The sequence below is a fragment of the Ectothiorhodospira variabilis genome (genome assembly GCF_022227625.1).
GTDB lineage: Bacteria > Pseudomonadota > Gammaproteobacteria > Ectothiorhodospirales > Ectothiorhodospiraceae > Ectothiorhodospira > Ectothiorhodospira haloalkaliphila.
Window position 1 is genome coordinate 122,822 of the sequence record NZ_JAJNAO010000007.1, and the last position, 21,487, is coordinate 144,308.

Annotated in this window: 19 protein-coding genes and 1 tRNA gene; 5 read left to right on the top strand and 15 right to left on the bottom strand. The window is 63.3% G+C overall.

The annotated features are described in order from the left end of the window. The first annotated feature begins 121 nt into the window (after nucleotides 1-121). Both LPW30_RS09365 and LPW30_RS09370 read left to right on the top strand, forming a co-directional pair. On the top strand, nucleotides 122-1,615 hold the full coding sequence (locus LPW30_RS09365) for a SulP family inorganic anion transporter (protein ID WP_239680704.1): 1,494 nt from the start codon (nucleotides 122-124) through the stop codon (nucleotides 1,613-1,615). Between the two features lie 19 nt (nucleotides 1,616-1,634). Beyond that, nucleotides 1,635-2,486 carry a universal stress protein gene (locus LPW30_RS09370; RefSeq protein ID WP_239680705.1) on the top strand — a complete coding sequence of 284 codons (852 nt, stop codon included), beginning with the start codon at nucleotides 1,635-1,637 and terminating at the stop codon, nucleotides 2,484-2,486. Here LPW30_RS09370 and LPW30_RS09375 read toward each other — a convergent pair. The 10 genes from LPW30_RS09375 to LPW30_RS09420 all read right to left on the bottom strand — a co-directional run bounded on the left by LPW30_RS09375 (nucleotide 2,473) and on the right by LPW30_RS09420 (nucleotide 13,884). After that, nucleotides 2,473-5,637, bottom strand: coding sequence for an efflux RND transporter permease subunit (locus LPW30_RS09375; RefSeq protein ID WP_239680706.1), 3,165 nt, complete (start codon nucleotides 5,635-5,637; stop codon nucleotides 2,473-2,475). The two genes, LPW30_RS09370 and LPW30_RS09375, sit on opposite strands and share 14 nt — an antisense overlap. Continuing rightward, nucleotides 5,634-6,704 carry an efflux RND transporter periplasmic adaptor subunit gene (locus LPW30_RS09380; RefSeq protein WP_420796959.1) on the bottom strand — a complete coding sequence of 357 codons (1,071 nt, stop codon included), beginning with the start codon at nucleotides 6,702-6,704 and terminating at the stop codon, nucleotides 5,634-5,636. Before LPW30_RS09380 ends, LPW30_RS09375 begins: the two co-directional genes overlap by 4 nt. Before the next feature lie 207 nt (nucleotides 6,705-6,911). Continuing rightward, nucleotides 6,912-7,002: transfer RNA gene (locus tag LPW30_RS09385), tRNA-Ser, on the bottom strand. A gap of 149 nt (nucleotides 7,003-7,151) precedes the next feature. Continuing rightward, a complete protein-coding gene (csrA, locus tag LPW30_RS09390; protein ID WP_025281201.1) occupies nucleotides 7,152-7,355 on the bottom strand; it encodes a carbon storage regulator CsrA in 204 nt (67 codons plus the stop codon). A gap of 157 nt (nucleotides 7,356-7,512) precedes the next feature. Further along, on the bottom strand, nucleotides 7,513-8,742 hold the full coding sequence (locus LPW30_RS09395) for an aspartate kinase (RefSeq protein ID WP_025281200.1): 1,230 nt from the start codon (nucleotides 8,740-8,742) through the stop codon (nucleotides 7,513-7,515). A gap of 136 nt (nucleotides 8,743-8,878) precedes the next feature. Beyond that, nucleotides 8,879-11,494, bottom strand: a complete 2,616-nt coding sequence (gene alaS / locus LPW30_RS09400; RefSeq protein WP_239680707.1) for an alanine--tRNA ligase — start codon at nucleotides 11,492-11,494, stop codon at nucleotides 8,879-8,881. Further along, nucleotides 11,491-11,967 (bottom strand): regulatory protein RecX, encoded by a 477-nt coding sequence (locus LPW30_RS09405; RefSeq protein WP_238984824.1) that lies wholly within the window; start codon nucleotides 11,965-11,967, stop codon nucleotides 11,491-11,493. The genes alaS and LPW30_RS09405 overlap by 4 nt, the downstream gene beginning before the upstream one ends. Then, nucleotides 11,933-12,973 carry a recombinase RecA gene (gene recA, locus LPW30_RS09410; protein WP_025281130.1) on the bottom strand — a complete coding sequence of 347 codons (1,041 nt, stop codon included), beginning with the start codon at nucleotides 12,971-12,973 and terminating at the stop codon, nucleotides 11,933-11,935. Before recA ends, LPW30_RS09405 begins: the two co-directional genes overlap by 35 nt. A gap of 126 nt (nucleotides 12,974-13,099) precedes the next feature. Beyond that, entirely contained in the window at nucleotides 13,100-13,603 is a 504-nt protein-coding gene (locus LPW30_RS09415; protein ID WP_025281129.1) for a CinA family protein, read from the bottom strand. Beyond that, entirely contained in the window at nucleotides 13,603-13,884 is a 282-nt protein-coding gene (locus LPW30_RS09420) for a PilZ domain-containing protein (RefSeq protein WP_051582517.1), read from the bottom strand. Before LPW30_RS09420 ends, LPW30_RS09415 begins: the two co-directional genes overlap by 1 nt. Before the next feature lie 137 nt (nucleotides 13,885-14,021). On the opposite strand from LPW30_RS09420, the gene LPW30_RS09425 reads away from it, so the two are divergent. After that, entirely contained in the window at nucleotides 14,022-14,681 is a 660-nt protein-coding gene (locus LPW30_RS09425; RefSeq protein WP_239680708.1) for a protein-L-isoaspartate(D-aspartate) O-methyltransferase, read from the top strand. Between the two features lie 65 nt (nucleotides 14,682-14,746). Here LPW30_RS09425 and LPW30_RS09430 read toward each other — a convergent pair whose 3' ends face one another. Then, nucleotides 14,747-15,181, bottom strand: coding sequence for a host attachment protein (locus LPW30_RS09430; RefSeq protein WP_025281126.1), 435 nt, complete (start codon nucleotides 15,179-15,181; stop codon nucleotides 14,747-14,749). Between the two features lie 295 nt (nucleotides 15,182-15,476). Between LPW30_RS09430 and mutS the strand changes: the two genes are divergently transcribed. Both mutS and fdxA read left to right on the top strand, forming a co-directional pair. Next, nucleotides 15,477-18,062, top strand: a complete 2,586-nt coding sequence (mutS, locus tag LPW30_RS09435; RefSeq protein ID WP_239680709.1) for a DNA mismatch repair protein MutS — start codon at nucleotides 15,477-15,479, stop codon at nucleotides 18,060-18,062. Between the two features lie 191 nt (nucleotides 18,063-18,253). Next, nucleotides 18,254-18,577 (top strand): ferredoxin FdxA, encoded by a 324-nt coding sequence (fdxA, locus tag LPW30_RS09440; protein ID WP_063465319.1) that lies wholly within the window; start codon nucleotides 18,254-18,256, stop codon nucleotides 18,575-18,577. Between the two features lie 51 nt (nucleotides 18,578-18,628). Here fdxA and ispF read toward each other — a convergent pair whose 3' ends face one another. The 4 genes from ispF to eno all read right to left on the bottom strand — a co-directional run bounded on the left by ispF (nucleotide 18,629) and on the right by eno (nucleotide 21,482). Further along, nucleotides 18,629-19,108 (bottom strand): 2-C-methyl-D-erythritol 2,4-cyclodiphosphate synthase, encoded by a 480-nt coding sequence (ispF, locus tag LPW30_RS09445; protein WP_239680710.1) that lies wholly within the window; start codon nucleotides 19,106-19,108, stop codon nucleotides 18,629-18,631. Next, nucleotides 19,105-19,833 carry a 2-C-methyl-D-erythritol 4-phosphate cytidylyltransferase gene (gene ispD / locus LPW30_RS09450; protein WP_239680711.1) on the bottom strand — a complete coding sequence of 243 codons (729 nt, stop codon included), beginning with the start codon at nucleotides 19,831-19,833 and terminating at the stop codon, nucleotides 19,105-19,107. Before ispD ends, ispF begins: the two co-directional genes overlap by 4 nt. 10 nt (nucleotides 19,834-19,843) lie before the next feature. Further along, nucleotides 19,844-20,137, bottom strand: coding sequence for a cell division protein FtsB (gene ftsB, locus LPW30_RS09455; RefSeq protein ID WP_025281121.1), 294 nt, complete (start codon nucleotides 20,135-20,137; stop codon nucleotides 19,844-19,846). A 64-nt stretch (nucleotides 20,138-20,201) separates the two neighbouring features. Continuing rightward, nucleotides 20,202-21,482, bottom strand: a complete 1,281-nt coding sequence (gene eno, locus LPW30_RS09460) for a phosphopyruvate hydratase (protein ID WP_239680712.1) — start codon at nucleotides 21,480-21,482, stop codon at nucleotides 20,202-20,204. Nucleotides 21,483-21,487 lie beyond the last annotated feature (5 nt).

Consider the following 21,487-nt stretch of genomic DNA (forward strand, 5'->3'; position numbering starts at 1 on the left):
GACAAGACCGTTTCAACCGCGTACTTCGCGACTCCGATCATCACAGACGGGGCCGCGTGACGTCATTTGGCAATGATCCGGGCCCGGCCGACAACGAATTCGCAGTCATAGGACATCATCCATGAACCTCACCCGCATCAAGCAGGAATGGTTTTCCAATATACGCGGTGACATGCTCTCCGGCCTGGTGGTTGCCCTGGCCCTGATCCCGGAAGCCATTGCCTTTTCCATCATCGCGGGTGTGGACCCCAAGGTGGGTCTGTACGCCTCGTTCTGCATCGCGGTCGTCATCGCCTTCACCGGCGGCCGACCCGGCATGATCTCGGCGGCCACCGCGGCCATGGCCCTGCTCATGATCACCCTGGTGAAGGAACATGGGCTGGAATACCTGCTGGCGGCCACCCTTCTTACCGGCGTGCTGCAGATCATCGCAGGTTATCTGCAGGTGGGGCGCTACATGCGCTTCATCTCCAATTCGGTGATGACAGGGTTCGTCAACGCACTGGCCATCATGATCTTCCTGGCGCAACTCCCCGAACTCACCGGGGTCACCTGGCATGTGTACGCCATGACTGCCCTGGGGCTGGCCATCATCTATCTTTTCCCCTACCTGACCCGCTCCATCCCCTCGCCCCTGGTGACCATCGTGGTACTCACCCTGCTGGCCTGGCTGCTGAATCTGGACATCCGCACGGTCAGCGACATGGGCGAACTGCCCGATACCCTGCCCGTCTTCCTCTGGCCGGACATCCCGCTGAACCTGGAAACCCTGTGGATCATCCTGCCCTACGCCCTGGCACTGACCGTGGTGGGCCTGCTGGAATCCATGATGACCCAGAACATCGTCGATGACCTCACCGACACCCGCACCGACAAGAACCGCGAGTGCAAGGGCCAGGGTATCTCGAATATCGTTACCGGCAGCTTCGGCGGCATGGCGGGCTGCGCGATGATCGGGCAATCGGTCATCAACATCAAATCCGGTGGCCGGGGGCGGTTATCCACCTTCATGGCGGGCATCTATCTGCTCATCATGGTGGTCTTTCTCAGCCCGATCCTGGGCATCATCCCCATGGCCGCACTGGTGGCGGTGATGATCATGGTGTCCATCGGCACCTTCAGCTGGACCTCCATCAAGAACATGAAGCGCCACCCGCTGAGCACCAACATCGTCATGATCACCACCGTGGCGGTCACCGTGTTCACCCACAACCTGGCCCTGGGCGTGCTGGCGGGCGTGTTGCTGGCAGCCCTGTTCTTCGCCAACAAGGTCAGCCAGTTCATGTTCGTGGGCGCCGACACCGACACCCGCCCGGATGAACACACCCTGCACCGCACCTATCGTGTGTATGGGCAGGTCTTCTTCGCCTCCACGGAGAAGTTCATGCAAGCGTTCAATTTCCGGGAGGATCTGGATAAGGTGACCATCGATCTGTCCCGTGCACATTTTTGGGACATCAGTTCCGTGGCCGCCCTTGACCGCGTGGTCATCAACTTCCGTCGTGAAGGTGTCGAGGTGGAGATCATCGGCATGAATGAAGCCACCGCCACCATCGTCGACCGTCACGCCGCACACGACAAGGCCGATGCCGCTGACCGGCTCATGGGCCACTAACCTGCTGGAGGATGCCCCTATGAACAAGGTCATTGCCTGTATCGATGGCTCGCGCTCGTCGTTGTCCGTGTGTGATTACGCCGCCTGGGCAAGCCGGCGCATGAACTCGCCACTCACCCTGCTGCATGTGATCCACAACCCTCATGCGGATGCCCAGCGGGACCTGAGCGGCAACCTCAGCCTGGGGGGCCGCGAGGCCCTGCTGGAGCAGATGGTGGAGGCCGAGGAGCAGCGCGGCAAGCTGCTGCGGGAACAGGGGCGCGCCATCCTGCACGATGCGCTGGAACGGGTTCGCGCCAATGGCGTCGCCGACCCCGGCAGCCTGCTGCGCAATGATGGCGTCACCGCAGCCCTGGACGATATCCAGGAGGAGGCTCGTCTGGTCGTGGTGGGCAAGCAGGGCAAGGATGGCGACATGCTCAAACAGCACGTGGGGAGCCACCTGGAGAGCATCATCCGCACCCTGAAGCGCGGCGTGCTGGTGGCCCCTCTGGAATACCGGGAGCCGGAGCGTTTCCTGATCGCCTACGATGGCAGCGCCACGGCGCATACCGTGGTGGAAAAAGTCTCTGAGAGCCCACTGCTCAAGGGACTGGAGGCCCATATTCTGATGGTGGGCGACGACAATCAGGAAAACCGCTCACGCCTGGACAACGCCCGCGGCACCCTGGCTCAAAATGGCTTCGATGTACGCGCACAGATCCGCACCGGTGATGTGGCTGAAGCGGTCTGCGCCTACCGCCAGGAACACGACATCCATCTGCTGGCCATGGGGGCCTACGGCCACTCCCGGCTACGGCGCTGGTTTGTGGGGAGCACCACCACCAACATGATCATGCGCTCGCCGATTCCGTTGATCATCCTGCGGTAGTGGAGAGACCAGGGGATGAGGAGTCGGCGTGCCCCATCAGCATCCGTTTCATCCCCTGCGCAGCCCCTCCCAGGATCAGATACAGGCACGGCACCACAAGCAACGTCAGCAGCATGGACACCAGCAACCCCCCGATCACTGTCAGGGCCAGGGGCTGCATGATCTCCGTGCCCGAACCCATGCCGGTAGCCAGCGGTGTCATGCCCAGCACGGTGGTCGATGTGGTCATCAGGATGGGTCGCAGGCGGACGCTGCCGGCACGCACCACGGCACGGGCCAACCCCAGGCCCTGCACCCGTCGACCGATCTCGATGTACTCCACCAAAAGGATGGCGTTGTTCACCACGATGCCGATCAGCAGCACCACACCAATCATCACTGGTGCCGACAGGGGCGTCTGCGTGAGCCACAATATGCTCACCACCCCCACCAGCGACAGGGGCGCCGCCGACAGGATCACCAGGGGATTGCTCAGGCGCTCGTACTGCACCGCCAGCACCACGAACACCAGAAAGACCGCCAGCAATACCACGGTCAGCAACTCCCGCTGGGTTTCCTGGATGGTCTCCCACTGGCCCGAGAAGATCAGGCTGTAATCATCCGGCAGTTCCAGATCCGCCAGGCGTTCCTCCACCTGCGCCATGATGGTGCCGGTGTCCGCAACCGCCGTGTTGATGTCCCCGTTCACCCGGGCGATGCGGCTCTGGTTTTCCCGCTCGATATGGGCCGGTCCCTCACCCAGTTCAAACCGGGCCACGTCGCGCAGGAGCACCGGTTCACCCTCCTGGCGGAACAGCAGCATGCCCCCCAGGGCCTCGGTGTCGGCCACCCTCTCCCGGGGCAGGCGCACGCGCACATCGTACTCCTGGTTCTGGGTGAGAAACCGCGTGGGAACGGCGCCGTCCACGGCGTCGCGAATGGCCCCGCCCACTTCCGAGACACGCAGCCCCAGGTCTGCCGCCCGCTCCCGATCGACGATGATCCGCAGCAGCGGGCTACGGTCCTCGCGACCCACCTCCACGCCTTTCAGACCTGCGATTCCCTCCAGCCGGGCGCTCACCTCCCCCGCCAGTCGCTGCAGCTGATCCAGATCCTCGCCGACGATACCCACCTCCAGATCCGCGTCACCGGTGCCGAATCGCAGCCCGGGAATGGAAGGGGGCCGCACACTGATGCGGGCCCCCGGCAGATCCAGCTCATCCAGTGCCTGCTGGGCATCGGCCACCCACTCACCTGCCGAGGTGCCGGGGCGGTCCCGGGCAGGCGTGAGCTGCACACGCAGGTTGGCGGTGCCGGGTCGCTCGTTGATGATGCCCCCGCTCAGATGCCCACCCACCATGCTGAATACCGTTTCCACATGGGGCAGATCCTGCAGACGCTGCTCGATCTGGCGCACCGCCGCATCGGTCTCCTGAGGCGGGGTCCCCGGTGGTAACACCATGCGCACGCTCACGTTGCCGTCATCCACCTGGGGCAAAAACTCATTTCCCAGCTGCGTGGAAACCAGCCAGGCCCCTACCAGGGCCACGCCGGCCAACCCCACCACCGCCCAGCGCCAACGCAATACCCGGGGCAGGAGGCGTCGATAGCCACGCCGCAGATGGCCGATTCCTCGATTGAAGGCACGCAGTGGACGACTGTGTTCCAGACCGCTCGTGAATCGCACCTCACCCAGCAGGGCCGCCAGCATCGGCACCAGGGTCAGGGCGGCGGCCAGGGTGGCGATGATGGCAAAGGCGATGGTGAGGATCAGGTCCCTGAAGATCAGTGCCGCGATGCCCGTGATGAGCAGGAAGGGGAGCACCGCCGCCAGGTTGGTGAGGGTGGAGGCAGTAATGGCCGAGACCACCTCGCGGGAGCCATCCAGGGCCGAGTCCCGGGAGGACTTGCGCAACTGCTCCCGATGCCGGTAGATGTTCTCCAGCATGACGATGGCATTGTCCACCAGCAGGCCGACCCCCAGGGCCAGCCCACCCAGGCTAATGATGTTGAGCGTGAGGCCGCTGGCCCCCATCAGTGCAAACGCCGCCATGATGGCGATGGGGATGGACAACCCGATCACGAACCCCTTGCGCAGGCTCCCCAGGAACAGCAGTACCATGAGCATGGCCAGCACCCCGCCCAGGATGGCCGCCGTGGCCACACTGCCGATGGCACCGCGAATGAAGAAGGCCGGATCGGTGGTCGCCTGGTAGGCGATGTCCTCGGGGATGTAACCGGAACGCTCCAGGCGCGCCAGGGTGGCCTGCACCTGATCCACCACCTCCACCGTGTTGGCCTCGGGCAGCTTGAACACGGAGATCTGCGCCGCTGGCGTACCATTGAGGCGCACGAACAGCCGTTGCTCCCGATGCCCGTCCCGCACACTGGCCACATCCGACAGGCGGATACGATCACCGGTGTCCCCCGGCAGATCGATGAGGACGTTCTCGATGTCCGCCACCGAGGTGAACAGCCCATCCGTCTTGGCCATCACATCAAAGCTCTCACCGGTCACCCAGCCGGCGGCGATATCCACGTTCTCCGCCTCCAGGGTGTCGATGAGATCCTTCATGGTCAGGCCATAGGATCGCAACCGCGCCTGGTCGACGATCACCTCCATCTCGCGCACCATGCCCCCGGCGGCTTCGACGCCGGACACGCCATGAATGGCCAGCAACTGGGGCGCCAGGCGATTCTCCACCCAGTCGCGCACCTCCACCTCGGAGCGCACCGTGGAACTGAAACCCGCCTGCCAGACCGGGTCCTGGGAGGGGTCGAACTTGTACAGTCGAGGGGGCTCGATATCCGGTGGCAACTGGGTGCGGGCCAGTTCCAGATACCGCGAGGCGTCCTGCAGGGCCAGGTCCAGGTTGGTGCCGTATTCGAACAGCAGGTTGACGTTGGTGCGCCCCTCCGAGGCCCGGCTGTAGATGCGGGTGAGGTTCTCGGTGGCCGCCAGGTTGCGCTCCAGCACCCGGGTGACCTGCTCCTCCATCACCTCCGGGGCCACGCCCGGGTGGTTCACCGTCACACGGATATGGGGATATTCGATATTGGGCAACAGGTCGATGGGCAGGCGGTCCACAAAGAACAGGCCCAGCACGAACACCACCGAGGCCAGGGCCAGGGTGCCGACCGGCCGGCGGATGGACAGATGGGACAGATTCATCCCCGCCACCCGACGATGCGCACGCGGGTGCCGTCACTCATGTCGATGGGATTGGTGGCCAGGATCACATCACCATCCTCCAGGCCCTCCAGCACCTCGGTCCACTGGCCCCGACTCACGCCGATGTCGATGGTGCGACGTTCCAGGCGCTCATCGTGTATCAGATACACATAGCGCCCCTCGTCATCCTCGCCGATGGCCGCCGCCGGGACAGCCAGGGCCTCGGGGCGAGCGTCCACGCGGGTGGAAATACGCCCGAGAAAACCGGGGCGGACACCCCGCCCGGTGGCATCGGCGGGCAGCGCCACCTCCACGGTCACCAGACGGCTGCCCGGCTGGGCCATGGGGAAGATGCGGCGGATACGTCCCTCCAGGGTCTCATCGGGCAGGGCATCCAGAGTAATGGGCAGGCTCTGCCCCACTTCCAGATGCACCACGTCCCTCTCGGAAACGCCGGGGCGCATGACCAGCTCATCCATGGCCGCCAGCTCAAACAAGGTGTCCTGGGCCTCCACCGCCTCGCCGGGTTCCACGAAACGGTCGGTGACCACGGCATCCCGTGGGGCCATCACCCGACCGTAGGCGATGCGGGTTTCCCAGAGCTGACGCTGGCCGCGATGGATCTGCAGGGCCACCCGAGCCCGCTGGAAATCGGCATCACTGACCACACCCTCGCCACGCAACTGCTGGCTGCGGTCGTATTCCAGCTGCGCCTCTTCTTCCTGGGCCCGGGCCCGGGCCAGCTCGGCCCGATGTTCGGAGAGGTCCAGTTCCAGCAGCAGATCGCCCCGGTCCACCCAGTCACCCGCCTCCACGTGCACCTGGTCGATGGTGCCCTGAGTGCGGCTGGCCAGGCGGATGACGACCCGCGGTTCAATGGTGGCGGAAAGGGTGAGGCTACGCGACAGATCCCGGGTCCGGACCTCGGCGGCTGCTACCGGGACACCACGTTCGACCTCTTCGGCGTGATCGCCCTGATTCGTCTCGCCGCAGGCAGTCAGCCAGAGGGCAGCAGCCAGAAGGAAGAGGATAAGGCGACTGGGAAGCCGCAGGGACATGAGGGGCATGGAGGCATCGGGGAGTCGGCTGTCTCTTCGATGGTACCGAAGTCGGGGCTGTGACGCAGTCTGCTTGAACTGGCTCTTGAGTTCCAGGGTGGCGGTGGGGATGCCGTTGGCTGATTGGACGTGATCGGCGCGGGGGACTAGCTGGGGGGCTGCTAACTGTCACACCAACAAAAAAGCCCCTGAATTCAGGGGCTTAGATGCAAAACATGGCGGAGAGAGAGGGATTCGAACCCTCGATGGGCTTTTGACCCATACTCCCTTAGCAGGGGAGCGCCTTCAGCCACTCGGCCACCTCTCCGGGATGAGGACTTCATTTAAGGCCGCTATGGTACCTGCTTGATGAGCCTCCGTAAAGACCACTGAGCATCATCACCCGGAGAGGGTGGGGCGCCTTGCGAAACGCCCGCCCTACCCTGTCCGGGTTCGGTCATCCAGCTGGCATCATCTTCAGGGCTGGTTATTGTCAGCTACGTAACCATCGGGATCCTGCTCGCGCTGAATGCGCTCGTAGATTTCCTCCCGATGTACGGCAACATCTTTGGGTGCATTGATGCCGACGCGAACCTGGTTACCCTTCACGCCCAGCACGGTCACGGTCACTTCGTCACCGATCATCAGTGTTTCGCCTACCCGACGAGTAAGAATCAACATTTCCTTTTCTCCAATCTGAACTTCAATCACCTTGGTTTTATAGTAAACCAGACTCTATGGCCTGGTGCCAATCGGCCATCATGGCCGATTTCAACCTGGATGGAACTCAAGACACCGGATGTCCTCCGCCCGGAATCCTGGGCCCAGTCAATACGCATTACGCTGCAGGTGCCCTTTCCAGTTCAAAGGCATCGTGCAGCGCGCGCACCCCCAACTCCAGGTATTTCTCGTCCACCACCACGGAGATCTTGATTTCCGAGGTGGAGATCATGCGGATATTGATGCCTTCGGCCGCCAGGGCCTCGAACATCTTGCTGGCAATGCCGGCGTGGGAGCGCATACCCACGCCCACGATCGAGATCTTGACGATCTTCGGATCCCCCGAGACCTCGCGAGCACCCAGCTCCTCGGCCCGGGCGCTCACGATGCCCATGGCCTTGTCGAAATCATTACGGTGAACGGTGAAGGTGAAGTCCGTGGTGCCATCGGCTCCCACATTCTGCACGATCATGTCCACTTCGATATTGGCCTGAGCCACCGCGCCGAGAATGCGGTAGGCCACGCCGGGCTGGTCGGGAACGCCTGTCACGGTCAGCTGGGCTTCGTTCTGGTTAAAGGCGATTCCGGAAATGAGCGCCTGTTCCATGCTCCCTTCCTCAAAGGTGATGAGCGTGCCGTCTCCTCCTTCCTGAAAGGAGGATAGAACACGCAGAGGTACATTGTATTTTCCCGCAAACTCCACCGCGCGGATCTGCAGGACCTTGGAACCCAGGCTGGCCATTTCCAGCATCTCCTCAAAGGTGATGCGTTCCAGTCGCCTTGCCTGGGGGACGACGCGGGGATCGGTGGTATACACCCCATCCACGTCGGTGAAGATCTGACATTCGTCGGCCTTGAGGGCAGCCGCCAGGGCCACGGCCGTGGTATCGGAACCCCCACGGCCCAGGGTGGTGATATTGCCCGACTCATCGACTCCCTGGAAACCGGCGACGACCACGACCTTGCCGTCGGCCAGATCACGACGCACCCGGGCGCCATCGATCTCCTGGATCCGGGCCTTGTTGTGGGCACTGTCGGTGCGTATGTGTACCTGAGCACCTGTATAAGAGCGGGCCGGACACCCCTTGCTCTCCAACGCCATGGACAACAGGGCAATGGTCACCTGCTCGCCCGTGGACAGCAGCACGTCCAGCTCACGTCCGTCGGCGTCGCTGCGGATACCGCGCGCCAGACCCAGCAGTCGGTCGGTCTCGCCACTCATGGCAGACACCACCACCACCACATCGTGCCCCTGACGACGTGACTGACTCACGCGATCGGCTACGTGCTGGATGCGTTCCACGCTTCCCACCGAGGTGCCGCCGTATTTTTGAACGATCAATGCCATAGTTTTTTACTTGGGTATCTGGTTGACATTAGACAACAGTCGGAGGGGCGCACGAAAGGACTATTTCCGCACCCGGCGCCGAAGCCCCTCATCAAGCCGAGGAACGGGCCATAAAGGCAAGGCTCCAGGACGGCCATCAAAGACGTGACTCCACCCAGCCCTTCACGGACGCCAGTGCCTCGTCCAGCGCCTCTGGACGATTTCCACCCGCCATGGCCATGTCGGGCCGACCACCGCCCTTGCCACCCACCTGCTGGGCCACCTGGTTCACCAGTTCGCCCGCCTTGATGGTGCTGGAATGGCTTGCGGTCACGCCAGCCACCAGGCTCACCTTCCCGTCACGGGCGGTGGCCAGCACGATGATGGCCTCGCCCAGCTTGTTCTTGAGTTGGTCCACGGTCTCGCGCAATGATTTGGGGTCGGCTTCATCCATGCGCGCCGCCAGCACCTTCACGCCGTTCACGTCCACCGCCTGATCGGTCAAATTGGAGCCGGCCTGGGACGCCAGTTTGGCCTTCATGGCCTCAAGCTCCTTTTCCAGACCGCGATTGCGGTCCAGCACCTGCTGGATCTTCTCGGTGAGATCAGTTCGACCGGCGCGCAGCATCCGCGCGGCCTCGTCCAGTTGGTTTTCGGTGTCATCCAGATAATTCAGGGCGTTTTCGCCGGTCACGGCTTCGATACGGCGGATGCCGGAGGCTACCCCGCCCTCGCTGATCACCTTGAAGACACCGATATCACCGGTGCGCTGCACATGGATGCCGCCGCAGAGTTCCACCGAGAAGTCTCCCAGTGAGAGCACCCGCACTTCTTCGCCGTACTTTTCGCCAAACAGGGCCATGGCCCCGGCTTCCATGGCCTCCTTGATGGGCATGATGCGGGCTTCGGCGGCGGCATTGGCGCGAATGGCATGGTTGACCATGCGCTCGATGCGGACCAATTGCTCGCTGCTCACGGGCTCAAAGTGAGAGAAGTCAAAGCGCAGCCGATCCGGGGCCACCAGGGAACCCTTTTGCTGCACATGCTCGCCAAGCACCTCGCGCAGGGCGGCATGCAGCAGGTGGGTGGCGGAGTGATTGAGCACCACGGCGCGACGGCGCTCGCCGTCCACTCGAGCAGTCACAGCCGCATCGGTAGTCAGTGTCCCGCGCAGCATGGTGCCTCGATGGATGAACACCCCGCCCTGCTTCACCGTGTCGTTCACCTGGAACAGCCCGTCAGGGCCTTCGATAAAGCCGGTGTCGCCCACCTGACCCCCGGATTCACCGTAGAACGGAGTCACATCCAGCAGCACACTGCCTTCGCTGGAGTCATTCAGACTCTCCACGGGCTTGCCGTCACTCCCGGCCAGGCGCAGAACCCGGGCCTGCTCCTCGATGTGTTCGTAACCCACAAAACGGGAGTCCGACACCCCTTTGGCCACCGCACCGACATCGGACATGCGGAAGCTGCTGGCAGCCCGGGCACGATCACGCTGCTGGTCCATTTCGTATTCGAAACCGGCCATATCCAGTTCCAGGCCCTTCTCCCGGGCGATGTCGCCGGTCAGGTCCACCGGGAAGCCGTAGGTATCATAGAGCTTGAAGATCAGGCCGCCGGGGATGGTCTTGTCGGAGATCTTCTCCAGACCCTCTTCCAGATGCTTGAGGCCATGCTCCAGGGTTTCGCGGAAGCGCTCTTCCTCTTGCAGGAGCACCCGTTCCACCTGTGTCCGGGCCTTGGCCAGTTCGGGATAGGCTTCGCCCATCTCCCGCACCAGGGGCTCCACCAGGCGGTGGAAGAAGGGGTCGGTCATGCCCAGCTTGTGTCCATGGCGGGCGGCACGGCGGATGATCCGGCGCAGCACGTAGCCGCGCCCTTCGTTGGCGGGCATGACTCCGTCGGTGATCAGGAAACTGCAGGAGCGGATATGGTCGGCGATCACCTTGTAGGAGGGAGAATGGGTGTCCTCACTGCCCATGATGCGCCCCACCGCGTCCAGAAGATTCTGGAACAGGTCGATTTCATAGTTGGAGTGAACCCCTTGCAGTACCGCAGCCAGGCGCTCAAGGCCCATGCCCGTGTCCACCGAGGGCTTGGGCAGGGGGTTCAGATTACCCTCACTGTCCCGGTCGTATTGCATGAAGACCAGGTTCCAGATCTCGATGTAACGGTCGCCATCCGCCTCGGGCGAACCCGGCGGGCCACCCCAGACGCTGGGGCCATGGTCATAAAAGACCTCGGTGCAGGGGCCACAGGGACCGGTATCTCCCATCTGCCAGAAGTTATCGGAGCCACCCCCAGGATCGTCACCGATGCGGGTCACCCGATCCTTGGGCACGCCGATCTCCTTCACCCAGATATCGTAGGCCTCGTCGTCCGTCTCGTAGACCGTCACCCAGAGCTTGTCGGCGGGCATCTCGAGCACCTGAGTGAGGTACTCCCAGGCATAGTGAATGGCATCACGCTTGAAATAATCGCCAAAACTGAAATTGCCCAGCATCTCGAAGAACGTGTGGTGCCGCGCCGTATATCCCACGTTTTCCAGGTCGTTGTGCTTGCCGCCGGCGCGCACGCAGCGCTGCGAGGAGGTCGCCCGCTGATAGGACCGCTGCTCAAGCCCCAGGAAGGTCTCCTTGAACTGCACCATGCCTGCATTGGTGAACAGCAAGGTCGGATCGTTCCCGGGGACCAGCGGAGCCGAGGCCACCACTTCATGACCCTTGGAGCGGAAGTATTCGAGAAAACTGGTTCTGATATCGGCGCTTTTCATATCTTGCCTACTTCATTCATGACCCGGCGGATGACTTCCGCGGAAAAACCCCGGCTCTGCAAAAAACGCATCTGCCGGGCGCGTTCCCTGTAGTCCCGGGGTGGCTCGCCGGCGAAGCGGCGTTCGTAAACATCATGGGCCTGAACCTGCCAATCCACCTCTGCTGCCTCCAGGGCCTGCTGGGCCTGAGCCTCGTCGATGCCACGCTGGCGAAGATCGGCGAGGATGCGTAGAGGGCCTTGCCCCTGGCGGATTCGGTAACGTACAAATTCACTGGCAAAACGTGCGTCGCTGAGCCAGCCCTCGGACTCGAGGTCATCCAGCGCCTCATCCACCTTGTCCCTGGCAAAACCCCTTAGCGCCAGCTTGCCGGCGAGTTCATGACGACTGTGCTCGCGGCGCGCCAACAGACGCAGGGCGCTCTCCTGAGGATCCTGTTCAGCCTTCGGCGGCTTGGCTTTCGCTACTGTCACTCTCAGCAGGCTTCCGCTTGGGCATGTGCTTGTCGCGGATCTGGGACTCGATATCCGCGGCGATCTCCGGATTTTCCTTGAGGAAGTTACGGGCGTTATCCTTGCCCTGACCAATGCGTTCCCCCTTGTAGCTGTACCAGGCGCCCGCCTTGTCGACGATGCCGTCCTTCACGCCCATGTCGATCACTTCAGCCAGGCGGGATATGCCCTCGCCATAGAGAATCTCGAAGTGGGCTTCCCGGAACGGCGGGGCCGTCTTGTTCTTGACCACTTTCACCCGCGTTTCGTTGCCGACCACCTCGTCGCCTTTCTTGATGGCACCGGTACGGCGGATATCCAGTCGAACGGAGGAGTAGAACTTGAGCGCGTTGCCGCCGGTGGTGGTCTCGGGGTTCCCGAACATCACGCCGATCTTCATGCGGATCTGGTTGATGAATACCACCAGGGTGTTGGAGCGCTTGATGTTGGCGGTGAGCTTGCGCAGGGCCTGGGACATCAGGCGGGCCTGCAGGCCCACGTGCGTGTCGCCCATCTCGCCTTCAATCTCGGCCTTGGGGGTGAGTGCGGCCACGGAATCCACCACCACCACATCCACGGCGCCGGAGCGCACCAGCATGTCGGCGATTTCCAGGGCCTGTTCACCGGTGTCGGGCTGGGACACCAGGAGGTTGTCCACATCCACACCCAGCGCCTGGGCATAAGTCGGATCCAGGGCATGTTCCGCGTCCACGAAGGCCGCCGTGCCGCCCTCCTTCTGGCATTCGGCAATCACTTGCAGCGTCAGCGTGGTCTTGCCGGAGGACTCGGGCCCGAAGATCTCCACCACGCGACCGCGGGGTAGACCACCCACACCCAGGGCAATATCCAGGGCCAGAGACCCGGTGGACACCACCGACACATCACGCACCACGCTGGAATCGCCCATGCGCATGACAGCGCCCTTGCCGAACTGCCGTTCGATCTGGCCCAATGCCGCGCTCAACGCCTTTTTACGATTCTCGTCCAAGGTCCTGCCCTCTCGATCATCCCTAGTCATGTGGTTTGGCACCGTCCACGGTACCCTCAAACAATTCTGGAAAGCGTGGGAGTATCTCACACTCCCGCCCTCCGTCGCCAATCCCGAACACAGGGGTCAGCGGCGCTCCAGCAGGGTTTGCAGGCCCTCCAGCACCCGCGCGACGCTCTGCCGTCGCACGGCTTCGCGATCCCCCTGCAAATGGAGACATTCACCCTGAACGGGTTGGCCTCTGAGGGCCCAGGCGACCCAGACCGTGCCCACTGGCTTGTCGGGGGTCCCGCCCCCGGGGCCGGCGATGCCGCTGACCGCCGCGGCAAGATCAGCGCTGCAGTTGCGCAAGACCCCCTCCACCATGGCCTGCACGGTCTCGCGACTCACGGCGCCGGCGGCATCCAGGGTCTGTTGAGGCACCTGCAACTGTTCCCGCTTGGCCGCGTTGCTGTAAGTGACAAAGCCACGATCGAACCAGGCCGAGCTGCCGGGAATGTCGGTGATCACCTTGGCAATCCAGCCCCCGGTGCAGGATTCGGCCAGGGCCAGCTGCCAGCCTCGCGCCAGGATCAGGTCTCCCAGGGCCCTGGCACGCCCCTCCAGAGCGGAGTCGTTGAGGGCCGTCATCACAGCATGCGCTGAATCTTGGTGGCCACCACATAGCCCAGACCTTCCGGGTCCACCCGCAGTACCTCCACTTCCGCATTCAACGGCGCGACCAGGGCCTTGATCGGTTCAATCGCCACCGTGAGCTGTTTTCCCACGGGCAGCGGATCATCCAGGTAGAACGAGAGGCCGTTCGGGCTTAGATCCCGCCCCAGTCCCTGGTGCTCCCGACCCGAATCCAGTTCCTTCACCCGGACCGGATGATCCACCTGCAAGCGCTGGAAATCACGTTTTTCATCCATACCCATGTTCATGCATGCCCCCAGTTCATTAGATGGATCGATTCGGGCCTCTACAAGCGCGCCCGCGAAATACTATCATGCCGTGAAACACGAGCCTTCCAGGGCTTGTTCCAGGCGTTGACAGGAGATACCGCGCCATGAAAGATCCAGTCGCCCGGCTCATTGAACAGGTTCGCCTTGACTTCAAGGCCACTGCTGACACCACCGGCCTTCAATCCATGTCGCCCGAGGTGGAAGCGGCCCTGACCCGGGTACCCCGGAACCGCTTCGTGCCGGCCGGGCAACAAAGTCATGCCTGGGAGAACACCGCCCTCCCCATCGGACATCAGCAAACCATCTCGCAACCATTCGTGGTGGCCCTGATGACACAACTGCTGGACCTGGCCCCCGAGGCGCGGGTACTGGAGGTGGGCACAGGATGCGGCTACCAGACCGCCATCCTGGCGGAGCTGGCCCGGGAGGTCTTTACCATCGAAGTCATACCGGAGCTGGCCGAGGGTGCTCAGGAACGCCTGGGGGCCCTGGGCTACGGGAACATCCATACCCGGGTCGGAGATGGTCATGCCGGTTGGCCGGAGGAAGCGCCCTTCGACGCCATCATTGTCACCGCCGGTGCTCCGCGCATTCCCGCCAGCCTTGAAGACCAGTTGCGGCCCGGGGGGCGCATGGTGATCCCGGTGAACTCCAATTGGCAAAGCCAGGACCTGGTGGTGGCCACCCGCGATGAGGAGGGAGAACTGGATTGCCAGCGAGTGCTGGCGGTGCGCTTCGTGCCCCTGGTGGGGAGAGAGTCCTGAGCACACCCCCACAGCCACGGGGTGATCCCGGGTGTGGGGGCACGGCCCCAGGACGGGCCGTTGGCTCAAAGGAACTGCGGTAGCTGCCGCCGGATATCGGCCGGATCCTGAGTGGTGAGGTTCTTGTCGATCTCCCCGGCGATGGACTTCTGGGTGACCGCGTTCATGCAGCCGCGCAGCGCTCCAAGGAACGAGGGCGCGGCAATGATGTAGAGCTTGTTGAACTGGCCCTTGGCGCGGGCCACGTTGAGCCGCTCACACAATTCCCTCGCAAATCGGTTGGCCTCATGCTTCTTGGGGGGCGTCTCCCTCCCCATGGCATGACGCCCATCGCCACTGCTGTCAAATGTTCGCCCCATTCGGTCGGATTGCAGGTCGTGCTCGTGCAATCGGGCCTCGGGATGCGTGAAGTCTTCCTCTTCCACCAGGGGGCTGAAGGACTTTTCGGCGCTGAAAACCCTGGCCCGACTCGCATCCGCGACGATGACCCATGTTGTCATAGACGAACCTCCTATCTGCGTGACTGAAAAGGCCGGGCCTGAGCCCGGCCGCGCAGCGACCCGCTGCGTCATGAGCGGAAGAGCGACCCGGAAGGGCCATGCAGCTCCTCCTATAGGGAGATTAGACGATCCTGATGGGTTGTTCAGCGCCCGCTTCCTTCACCTGCAGGCCTTTTAAGGGCATCATCCCGAGCATTGCAACCCGCGGGCCGTCGCCGGTTGAACATTCTTCGGACCATTTGACAAGAAAAGGCATTAAGTGACTGAAGTAAAGAACCATTCTGCACACACACCCATGATGCAGCAGTTTCTTCGCATCAAGGCCGAGCATCCGGACATCCTGTTGTTCTACCGCATGGGGGATTTCTACGAGCTCTTCTTCGACGACGCCACCCGTGCGGCGAAACTCCTGGACATCACCCTCACCCGCCGCGGACAGTCCGCTGGGGAGCCCATCCCCATGGCGGGCGTACCCGTGCATGCTGTGGAGTCCTATCTGGCCAGGCTGCTGCGACTGGGAGAGTCGGTGGCCATCTGTGAGCAGGTGGGGGACCCGGGCAACAGCAAGGGCCCGGTGGAGCGCAAGGTGGTACGCGTGGTCACGCCAGGCACGGTCACCGAGGATGCCCTGCTGGAGGAGCGCCGGGACAATCTGCTGGTGTGCGTTGGGGGCGATGGCGAACACACCGGGCTGGCCGCCCTGGACCTGAGCACGGGGCGCTTTCAGGTTCAGGAGCTCACCGGCACGGAGCCCCTGCTGGGTGAGCTGGAACGCCTGCGCCCGGCGGAGATCCTGATTCCCGAGGGCATGACCCTGCCCGGCCCGGAACGCACGGGCGTGCGCCGCCGGCCGCCGTGGCATTTCGAGGTGGACGCCGCCCGGGAACTGCTGACCCGCCAGTTCGGCACTCGGGATCTGGCCGGCTTTGGCTGTGAGGACATGCACCGGGCAGTTGGTGCCGCAGGGGCCCTGCTGCAGTACGTCAAGGATACCCAGAAGACCGCCCTGCCCCATATCGATGGCCTGAGCGTGCAGAGTCGCGATGCCGGCATCATTCTGGATGCTGCCAGTCGACGGAATCTGGAACTCACCGTGAACCTGTCCGGAGGCCATGAGAACACCCTGGCCTCCGTGCTTGATCGCACGGTCACGGCCATGGGTAGCCGCCTGCTGGGCCGTTGGCTGCATCAACCCCTGCGGGATCGCCGGGACCTGCAGGAGCGCCATGGAGCGGTTGGAGAGTTGCAGGAACGGCAGGCCTTTGAGCCCCTTCAGACGCAACTGCGCGGGATTGGCGACCTGGAGCGCATCCTCACGCGGGTGGCCTTGGGTTCCGCCCGCCCTCGCGATCTCACCACCCTGCGTGATTCCCTGGCAGAACTGCCCAACCTGCAGTCGGAATTGGCTACCCTGGCGTCGCCGCGCATCACCGCCCTGGCGGGGCAGATTGGCGAACACCCGCAAGTGGTGGACCTGCTGCGCCGGGCCGTGATCGACCAGCCCCCGGTCCTGATTCGTGACGGTGGCGTGATCGCAGCGGGCTACGACGCGGAACTGGATGAACTGCGCAGTCTGTCGGAGAACGCCGACCAGTTCCTGGTGGACCTGGAGCAACGGGAGCGGGAACGTACGGGCATCGCCAATCTCAAGGTGGCCTACAACCGTGTGCATGGGTATTACATCGAGATCAGTCGCACCCAGTCCGACAAGGCGCCGGAGGATTACACTCGCCGCCAGACCCTCAAGGGGGCGGAGCGCTTCATCACGCCCGAACTCAAGCGCTTCGAGGACAAGGTGCTCTCAGCGCGGGAAAGATCTCTGGCCCGGGAGAAACAGCTTTACGAGGCGCTGCTCACACAGCTGCATGCACCCTTGCCGGGACTGCGTCAGACCGCCGAGGGCCTGGCGGAACTGGATGTACTGTCCAACCTGGCGGAACGGGCCGAGACCCTGGACTATCGGGCGCCGGAACTCACCGACACACCGGGACTGCTCATCGAGGAAGGGCGGCACCCGGTGGTGGAGCAGGTGCTGGATGACCCGTTCGTGCCCAACGACCTGAAGATGCACGACCGGCGCCGCATGCTGGTGATCACCGGCCCCAATATGGGTGGTAAATCCACGTACATGCGTCAGGCCGCGCTGATTGTGCTCATGGCCCACGTGGGCAGCTTCGTGCCCGCTCGCCATGCCCGGCTGGGCCCTGTGGACCGCATCTTCACCCGCATCGGTGCCAGTGACGACCTGGCCTCGGGCCGATCCACGTTCATGGTGGAAATGACCGAGGCCGCGAACATCCTCAACCATGCCACTGATCGCAGCCTGGTACTCATGGATGAGATCGGCCGTGGCACCAGTACCTTCGATGGCCTCTCCCTCGCCTGGGCCTGCGCCGAACATCTGGCGCGCAAGAACCGGGCGTTCAGTCTGTTCGCCACCCATTATTTCGAACTCACCGCCCTGCCAGAACAGTTCCCCGCCATTGTGAATGTCCACATCGATGCCATCGAGCACGGTGAGCGCATTGTCTTCCTGCATGCCCTGAAAGAAGGGCCGGCCAACCAGAGTTATGGTCTGCACGTGGCCGCACTGGCCGGTGTGCCCCGCAGCGTGATCCAGCGCGCCCGGGAGCGCCTGTCGGAACTGGAACAGCAGAGCCTGGCCGGCGCGGCTGCCGACAGCCCCCAACTCAGCCTTTTTGGTACCGACGGCGGTTGGACACCTTCGCCACCGGAACCTGTCGACCCGGCCGCAACGGCACTGCGTGAGGCGGTTGAAGCGCTGAGCCCGGATGATCTCAGCCCCCGGCAGGCCCTGGAGGCCCTTTACCGGCTGCAGTCGCTGATCAAGGAGGAAGCAACGGGATCGGTCAGCAAGTGAACCCCCGGGGTTGTTCGCGGTCCCTCATCTCATAACCTGCCAAGCGTTACCCCCTGGCAAAACCCTGTTTTCCTGGGGGTAACGGCACCGAAATGAGGGGATCTTGACGTTAAGCTGGCTCAGGCCTCAGGCTTGTTCCATGGGCCAGCCAGGGCCTGCCCCAATCACACCCATCTGGAGGGATATGCGCGATGACGTTTGTGGTACTGGAGAACTGTATCCGCTGCAAGTTCACGGACTGTGTGGAAGTTTGCCCGGTGGACTGTTTTCACGAGGGCCCCAACTTTCTGGTGATTGACCCGGATGAATGCATCGACTGTTCCCTGTGCGAGCCGGAGTGCCCAGCCGAGGCCATCGTGCCGGAGGATGAGGTCCCTGAGGGGCAGGAGCATATGCTGGAATTGAATGCGGAGTTGTCCCAGCAGTGGCCGGTGATCACCCGGCGCAAGGATCCGTTGCCGGATGCGGAGGAATGGAACGGGAAGCCGGACAAGTTGAAACACCTGGAGCGGTAGCGCCAGGCAACGCCCCTTCCTCCAGGGTTACCGACCCTGGCGGGAGGCGTTTCAGTCCCGGGTCAGCATCACCACCGCGTGGGCCTCGATGCCTTCCTTGCGGCCCACGAATCCCAGACGTTCGGTGGTGGTGGCCTTGACGTTCACCTGCTCGACCTCCACCCCGAGATCCTCGGCGATATGGGCCCGCATCCGATCCACGTGGGGTGACATCTTGGGGGCCTGGGCGGCAATGGTGGCGTCCACATTGCCCACTCTCCAGCCCCGCTCGCGGACCTGCCCCATCACACGCCGCAGCAGGTCACGACTGTCCGCGCCCTTGAAGGCCGGGTCCGTGTCCGGGAAATGCCGACCGATGTCACCCAGGGCCAGCGCACCAAGGATGGCGTCACTGACGGCGTGCAGCAGCACGTCGCCGTCCGAATGGGCCTTGAAGGCCCGGTCATGGGGAATATGCACCCCGCCAATCATCAGGTGATCGCCCTCCATGAAGGCGTGTACGTCGTAGCCGTGGCCAATACGCAGGTTCATGTCTCGTTCCGGGTCGTGGATGCCCGCTTGCGCTCGGCCAGGTAGAACTCGGCCAGGCGCAGATCCTCGGGGCGGGTGATCTTGATGTTCTCGGCGCTGCCCTCCACCAGTCGGGGAGACTGGCCGGCATGCTCCAGAGCCGAGGCTTCATCGGTGACCATGAAGCCGTCGTTCAGTGCCTTCTCCAGGGCGCCTGCCAGGGTGGCCAGGCGAAACATCTGTGGCGTGAAGGCTCGCCAAAGGTCGGAGCGATCCACCGTGGCGGCAATGCGCCCATCGGGTGTGGCCCGCTTCTTGGTGTCCCTCACCGGGGTGGCCAGGATGCCGCCCACCGGATCATCTCCAAGGGCCTGGATCAGACCCTCCAGATCCTCGTCACTCAAACAGGGGCGCGCGGCATCATGGACCAGCACCCAGTCATCAGGCTGAGCCAGTGCCTCCAGGCCGCGCAGGGCATTCAACACCGAGTGGCAGCGCTCGGCGCCACCGTCCACCACCTTGAGGGGCTTGTCAGCGGTGGGGCATAGGGAAGGAAAATAGGCATCGTCATGGCTCACTGCCACCACCACGCCGGCGATGCGAGGATGACGCAGGAAGATATCCAGGGTCTGCTCGATCACGGTGCGACCGGCCAGGGGCAGGTACTGCTTGGGGCGGTCGGCTCGCATGCGACTGCCCACGCCGGCGGCAGGAATCACCGCCCAGAATCTTGGCTCAGGTTTCATCGGTACTCTTTCATCGGTACTCGGGGAAGCGGTGTCGGTCCACTACCTGGAAGAAGATCTCATCCTCGCCAATCATGCCCAGCTCTCGCCGGGCGCGTTCCTCGATGGCGTCCAGTCCGGTCTTGAGGTCGATCACTTCGGCTTCCAGGGCCTCATTACGGCTACGTAATTGCCGGTTCTCCACCTGTTGCGCCTCCAGGGTCTCACGCAATTGCCAGACCTCGGGCGGGTTGCCCTCACCGAACCAGAGTTTGTACTGCAGGGCCACCAGCAAGGCCAGCAGCAGGGCGGTCAACCACTTCATGTTCCTGTCCAGGCGCGCAGCGCCCCCCAGTCGCGCGCGCGGGAATGGGGGGCGCGTTGAGGCCTCACTTCAGGTGCGGGAAGGCCTGCCGGCCGGCATAGCGGGCCGCCGAGCCCAGCTCCTCTTCGATACGGATCAGCTGATTGTACTTGGCCACCCGATCGGAGCGCGACAAGGAACCGGTCTTGATCTGGCCGGCACTCGTGGCCACCGACAGGTCCGCGATGGTCACGTCCTCACTCTCACCGGAGCGATGGGAGATCACGGCCGTGTAACCGGCTGCCTGGGCCAGTCGGATGGCCTCCAGAGTCTCCGTGAGGGTGCCGATCTGGTTGAGCTTGATGAGGATGGAGTTGCCGATCCCCTTGTCGATGCCTTCCTGAAGGATACGGGTGTTGGTCACGAACAGGTCATCGCCCACCAGTTGCACGCGGTTACCCAGTTTCTCGGTGAGCAGCTTCCAGCCATCCCAGTCGCCCTCGTCCAGACCATCTTCGATGGTGATGATGGGGTACTGATCCATCCACTGGCACAGATAGTCCACCATGCCGGCCGCATCCAGGCTCTTGCCCTCGGACGCCAGCTCATAACGGCCATTCTTGTAGAATTCCGAAGCGGCGCAATCCAGACCGAGATGGATGTCCTTGCCCGGGGTGAAGCCCGCCTGATGGATGGCCTCAAGGATGGCTTCGATGGCCGCTTCGTTGGAGTCCAGGTCCGGGGCAAAACCACCTTCGTCACCCACGGTGGTGGACAGCTTGCGGGCACCCAGCACCTTCTTCAGCGCGTGGAACACCTCAGCGCCGTAACGGACGGCATCGGCCACGTTGGGCGCACCCACGGGCAGGATCATGAATTCCTGCATGTCCACATTGTTGCTGGCATGGGCCCCGCCGTTGATGATGTTCATCATGGGCACGGGCAGCATGTTGGCACCCTCCCCGCCCAGATGCCGATACAGGGGATATCCGTTCTCCATGGCATTGGCATGGGCCGTGGCCATGGACACTGCCAACAGGGCATTGGCGCCCAGACGACCCTTGTTGTCAGTGCCGTCCAGTTCAATCATGCGCCGATCAATGGCCTCCTGATCGTCCGAGGTAACCCCCAGCAAGGCCTCGCGAATCTCGCCATTGACGTTGGCCACGGCCTTTTGCACGCCCTTGCCGCAATAACGGTCACCGCCGTCGCGCAGTTCCAGGGCCTCGCGGGAGCCGGTCGAGGCGCCGGAGGGCACAATGGCCCGCCCGGTGACACCGGAAACAAGTTTGATGTCCGCTTCGACAGTGGGATTGCCGCGGGAATCCAGCACTTCGCGGGCGTGGATATCGACGATCTCGGTCATGAGTG

Excerpts from the sequence above, each read along its gene's own strand:
- alaS (WP_239680707.1), bottom strand. The coding sequence starts at position 11,494 with ATGAAAAGCGCCGATATCAGAACCAGTTTTCTCGAATACTTCCGCTCC.
- LPW30_RS09395 (WP_025281200.1), bottom strand. The coding sequence starts at position 8,742 with ATGGCATTGATCGTTCAAAAATACGGCGGCACCTCGGTGGGAAGCGTG.
- fdxA (WP_063465319.1), top strand. The coding sequence starts at position 18,254 with ATGACGTTTGTGGTACTGGAGAACTGTATCCGCTGCAAGTTCACGGAC.
- ftsB (WP_025281121.1), bottom strand. The coding sequence starts at position 20,137 with ATGAAGTGGTTGACCGCCCTGCTGCTGGCCTTGCTGGTGGCCCTGCAG.
- LPW30_RS09370 (WP_239680705.1), top strand. The coding sequence starts at position 1,635 with ATGAACAAGGTCATTGCCTGTATCGATGGCTCGCGCTCGTCGTTGTCC.
- LPW30_RS09365 (WP_239680704.1), top strand. The coding sequence starts at position 122 with ATGAACCTCACCCGCATCAAGCAGGAATGGTTTTCCAATATACGCGGT.
- ispD (WP_239680711.1), bottom strand. The coding sequence starts at position 19,833 with ATGAAACCTGAGCCAAGATTCTGGGCGGTGATTCCTGCCGCCGGCGTG.
- LPW30_RS09420 (WP_051582517.1), bottom strand. The coding sequence starts at position 13,884 with ATGGATGAAAAACGTGATTTCCAGCGCTTGCAGGTGGATCATCCGGTC.
- LPW30_RS09415 (WP_025281129.1), bottom strand. The coding sequence starts at position 13,603 with ATGACGGCCCTCAACGACTCCGCTCTGGAGGGGCGTGCCAGGGCCCTG.
- csrA (WP_025281201.1), bottom strand. The coding sequence starts at position 7,355 with ATGTTGATTCTTACTCGTCGGGTAGGCGAAACACTGATGATCGGTGAC.
- LPW30_RS09380 (WP_420796959.1), bottom strand. The coding sequence starts at position 6,704 with ATGCCCCTCATGTCCCTGCGGCTTCCCAGTCGCCTTATCCTCTTCCTT.
- ispF (WP_239680710.1), bottom strand. The coding sequence starts at position 19,108 with ATGAACCTGCGTATTGGCCACGGCTACGACGTACACGCCTTCATGGAG.
- LPW30_RS09430 (WP_025281126.1), bottom strand. The coding sequence starts at position 15,181 with ATGACAACATGGGTCATCGTCGCGGATGCGAGTCGGGCCAGGGTTTTC.
- mutS (WP_239680709.1), top strand. The coding sequence starts at position 15,477 with ATGATGCAGCAGTTTCTTCGCATCAAGGCCGAGCATCCGGACATCCTG.
- LPW30_RS09375 (WP_239680706.1), bottom strand. The coding sequence starts at position 5,637 with ATGAATCTGTCCCATCTGTCCATCCGCCGGCCGGTCGGCACCCTGGCC.
- LPW30_RS09425 (WP_239680708.1), top strand. The coding sequence starts at position 14,022 with ATGAAAGATCCAGTCGCCCGGCTCATTGAACAGGTTCGCCTTGACTTC.
- eno (WP_239680712.1), bottom strand. The coding sequence starts at position 21,482 with ATGACCGAGATCGTCGATATCCACGCCCGCGAAGTGCTGGATTCCCGC.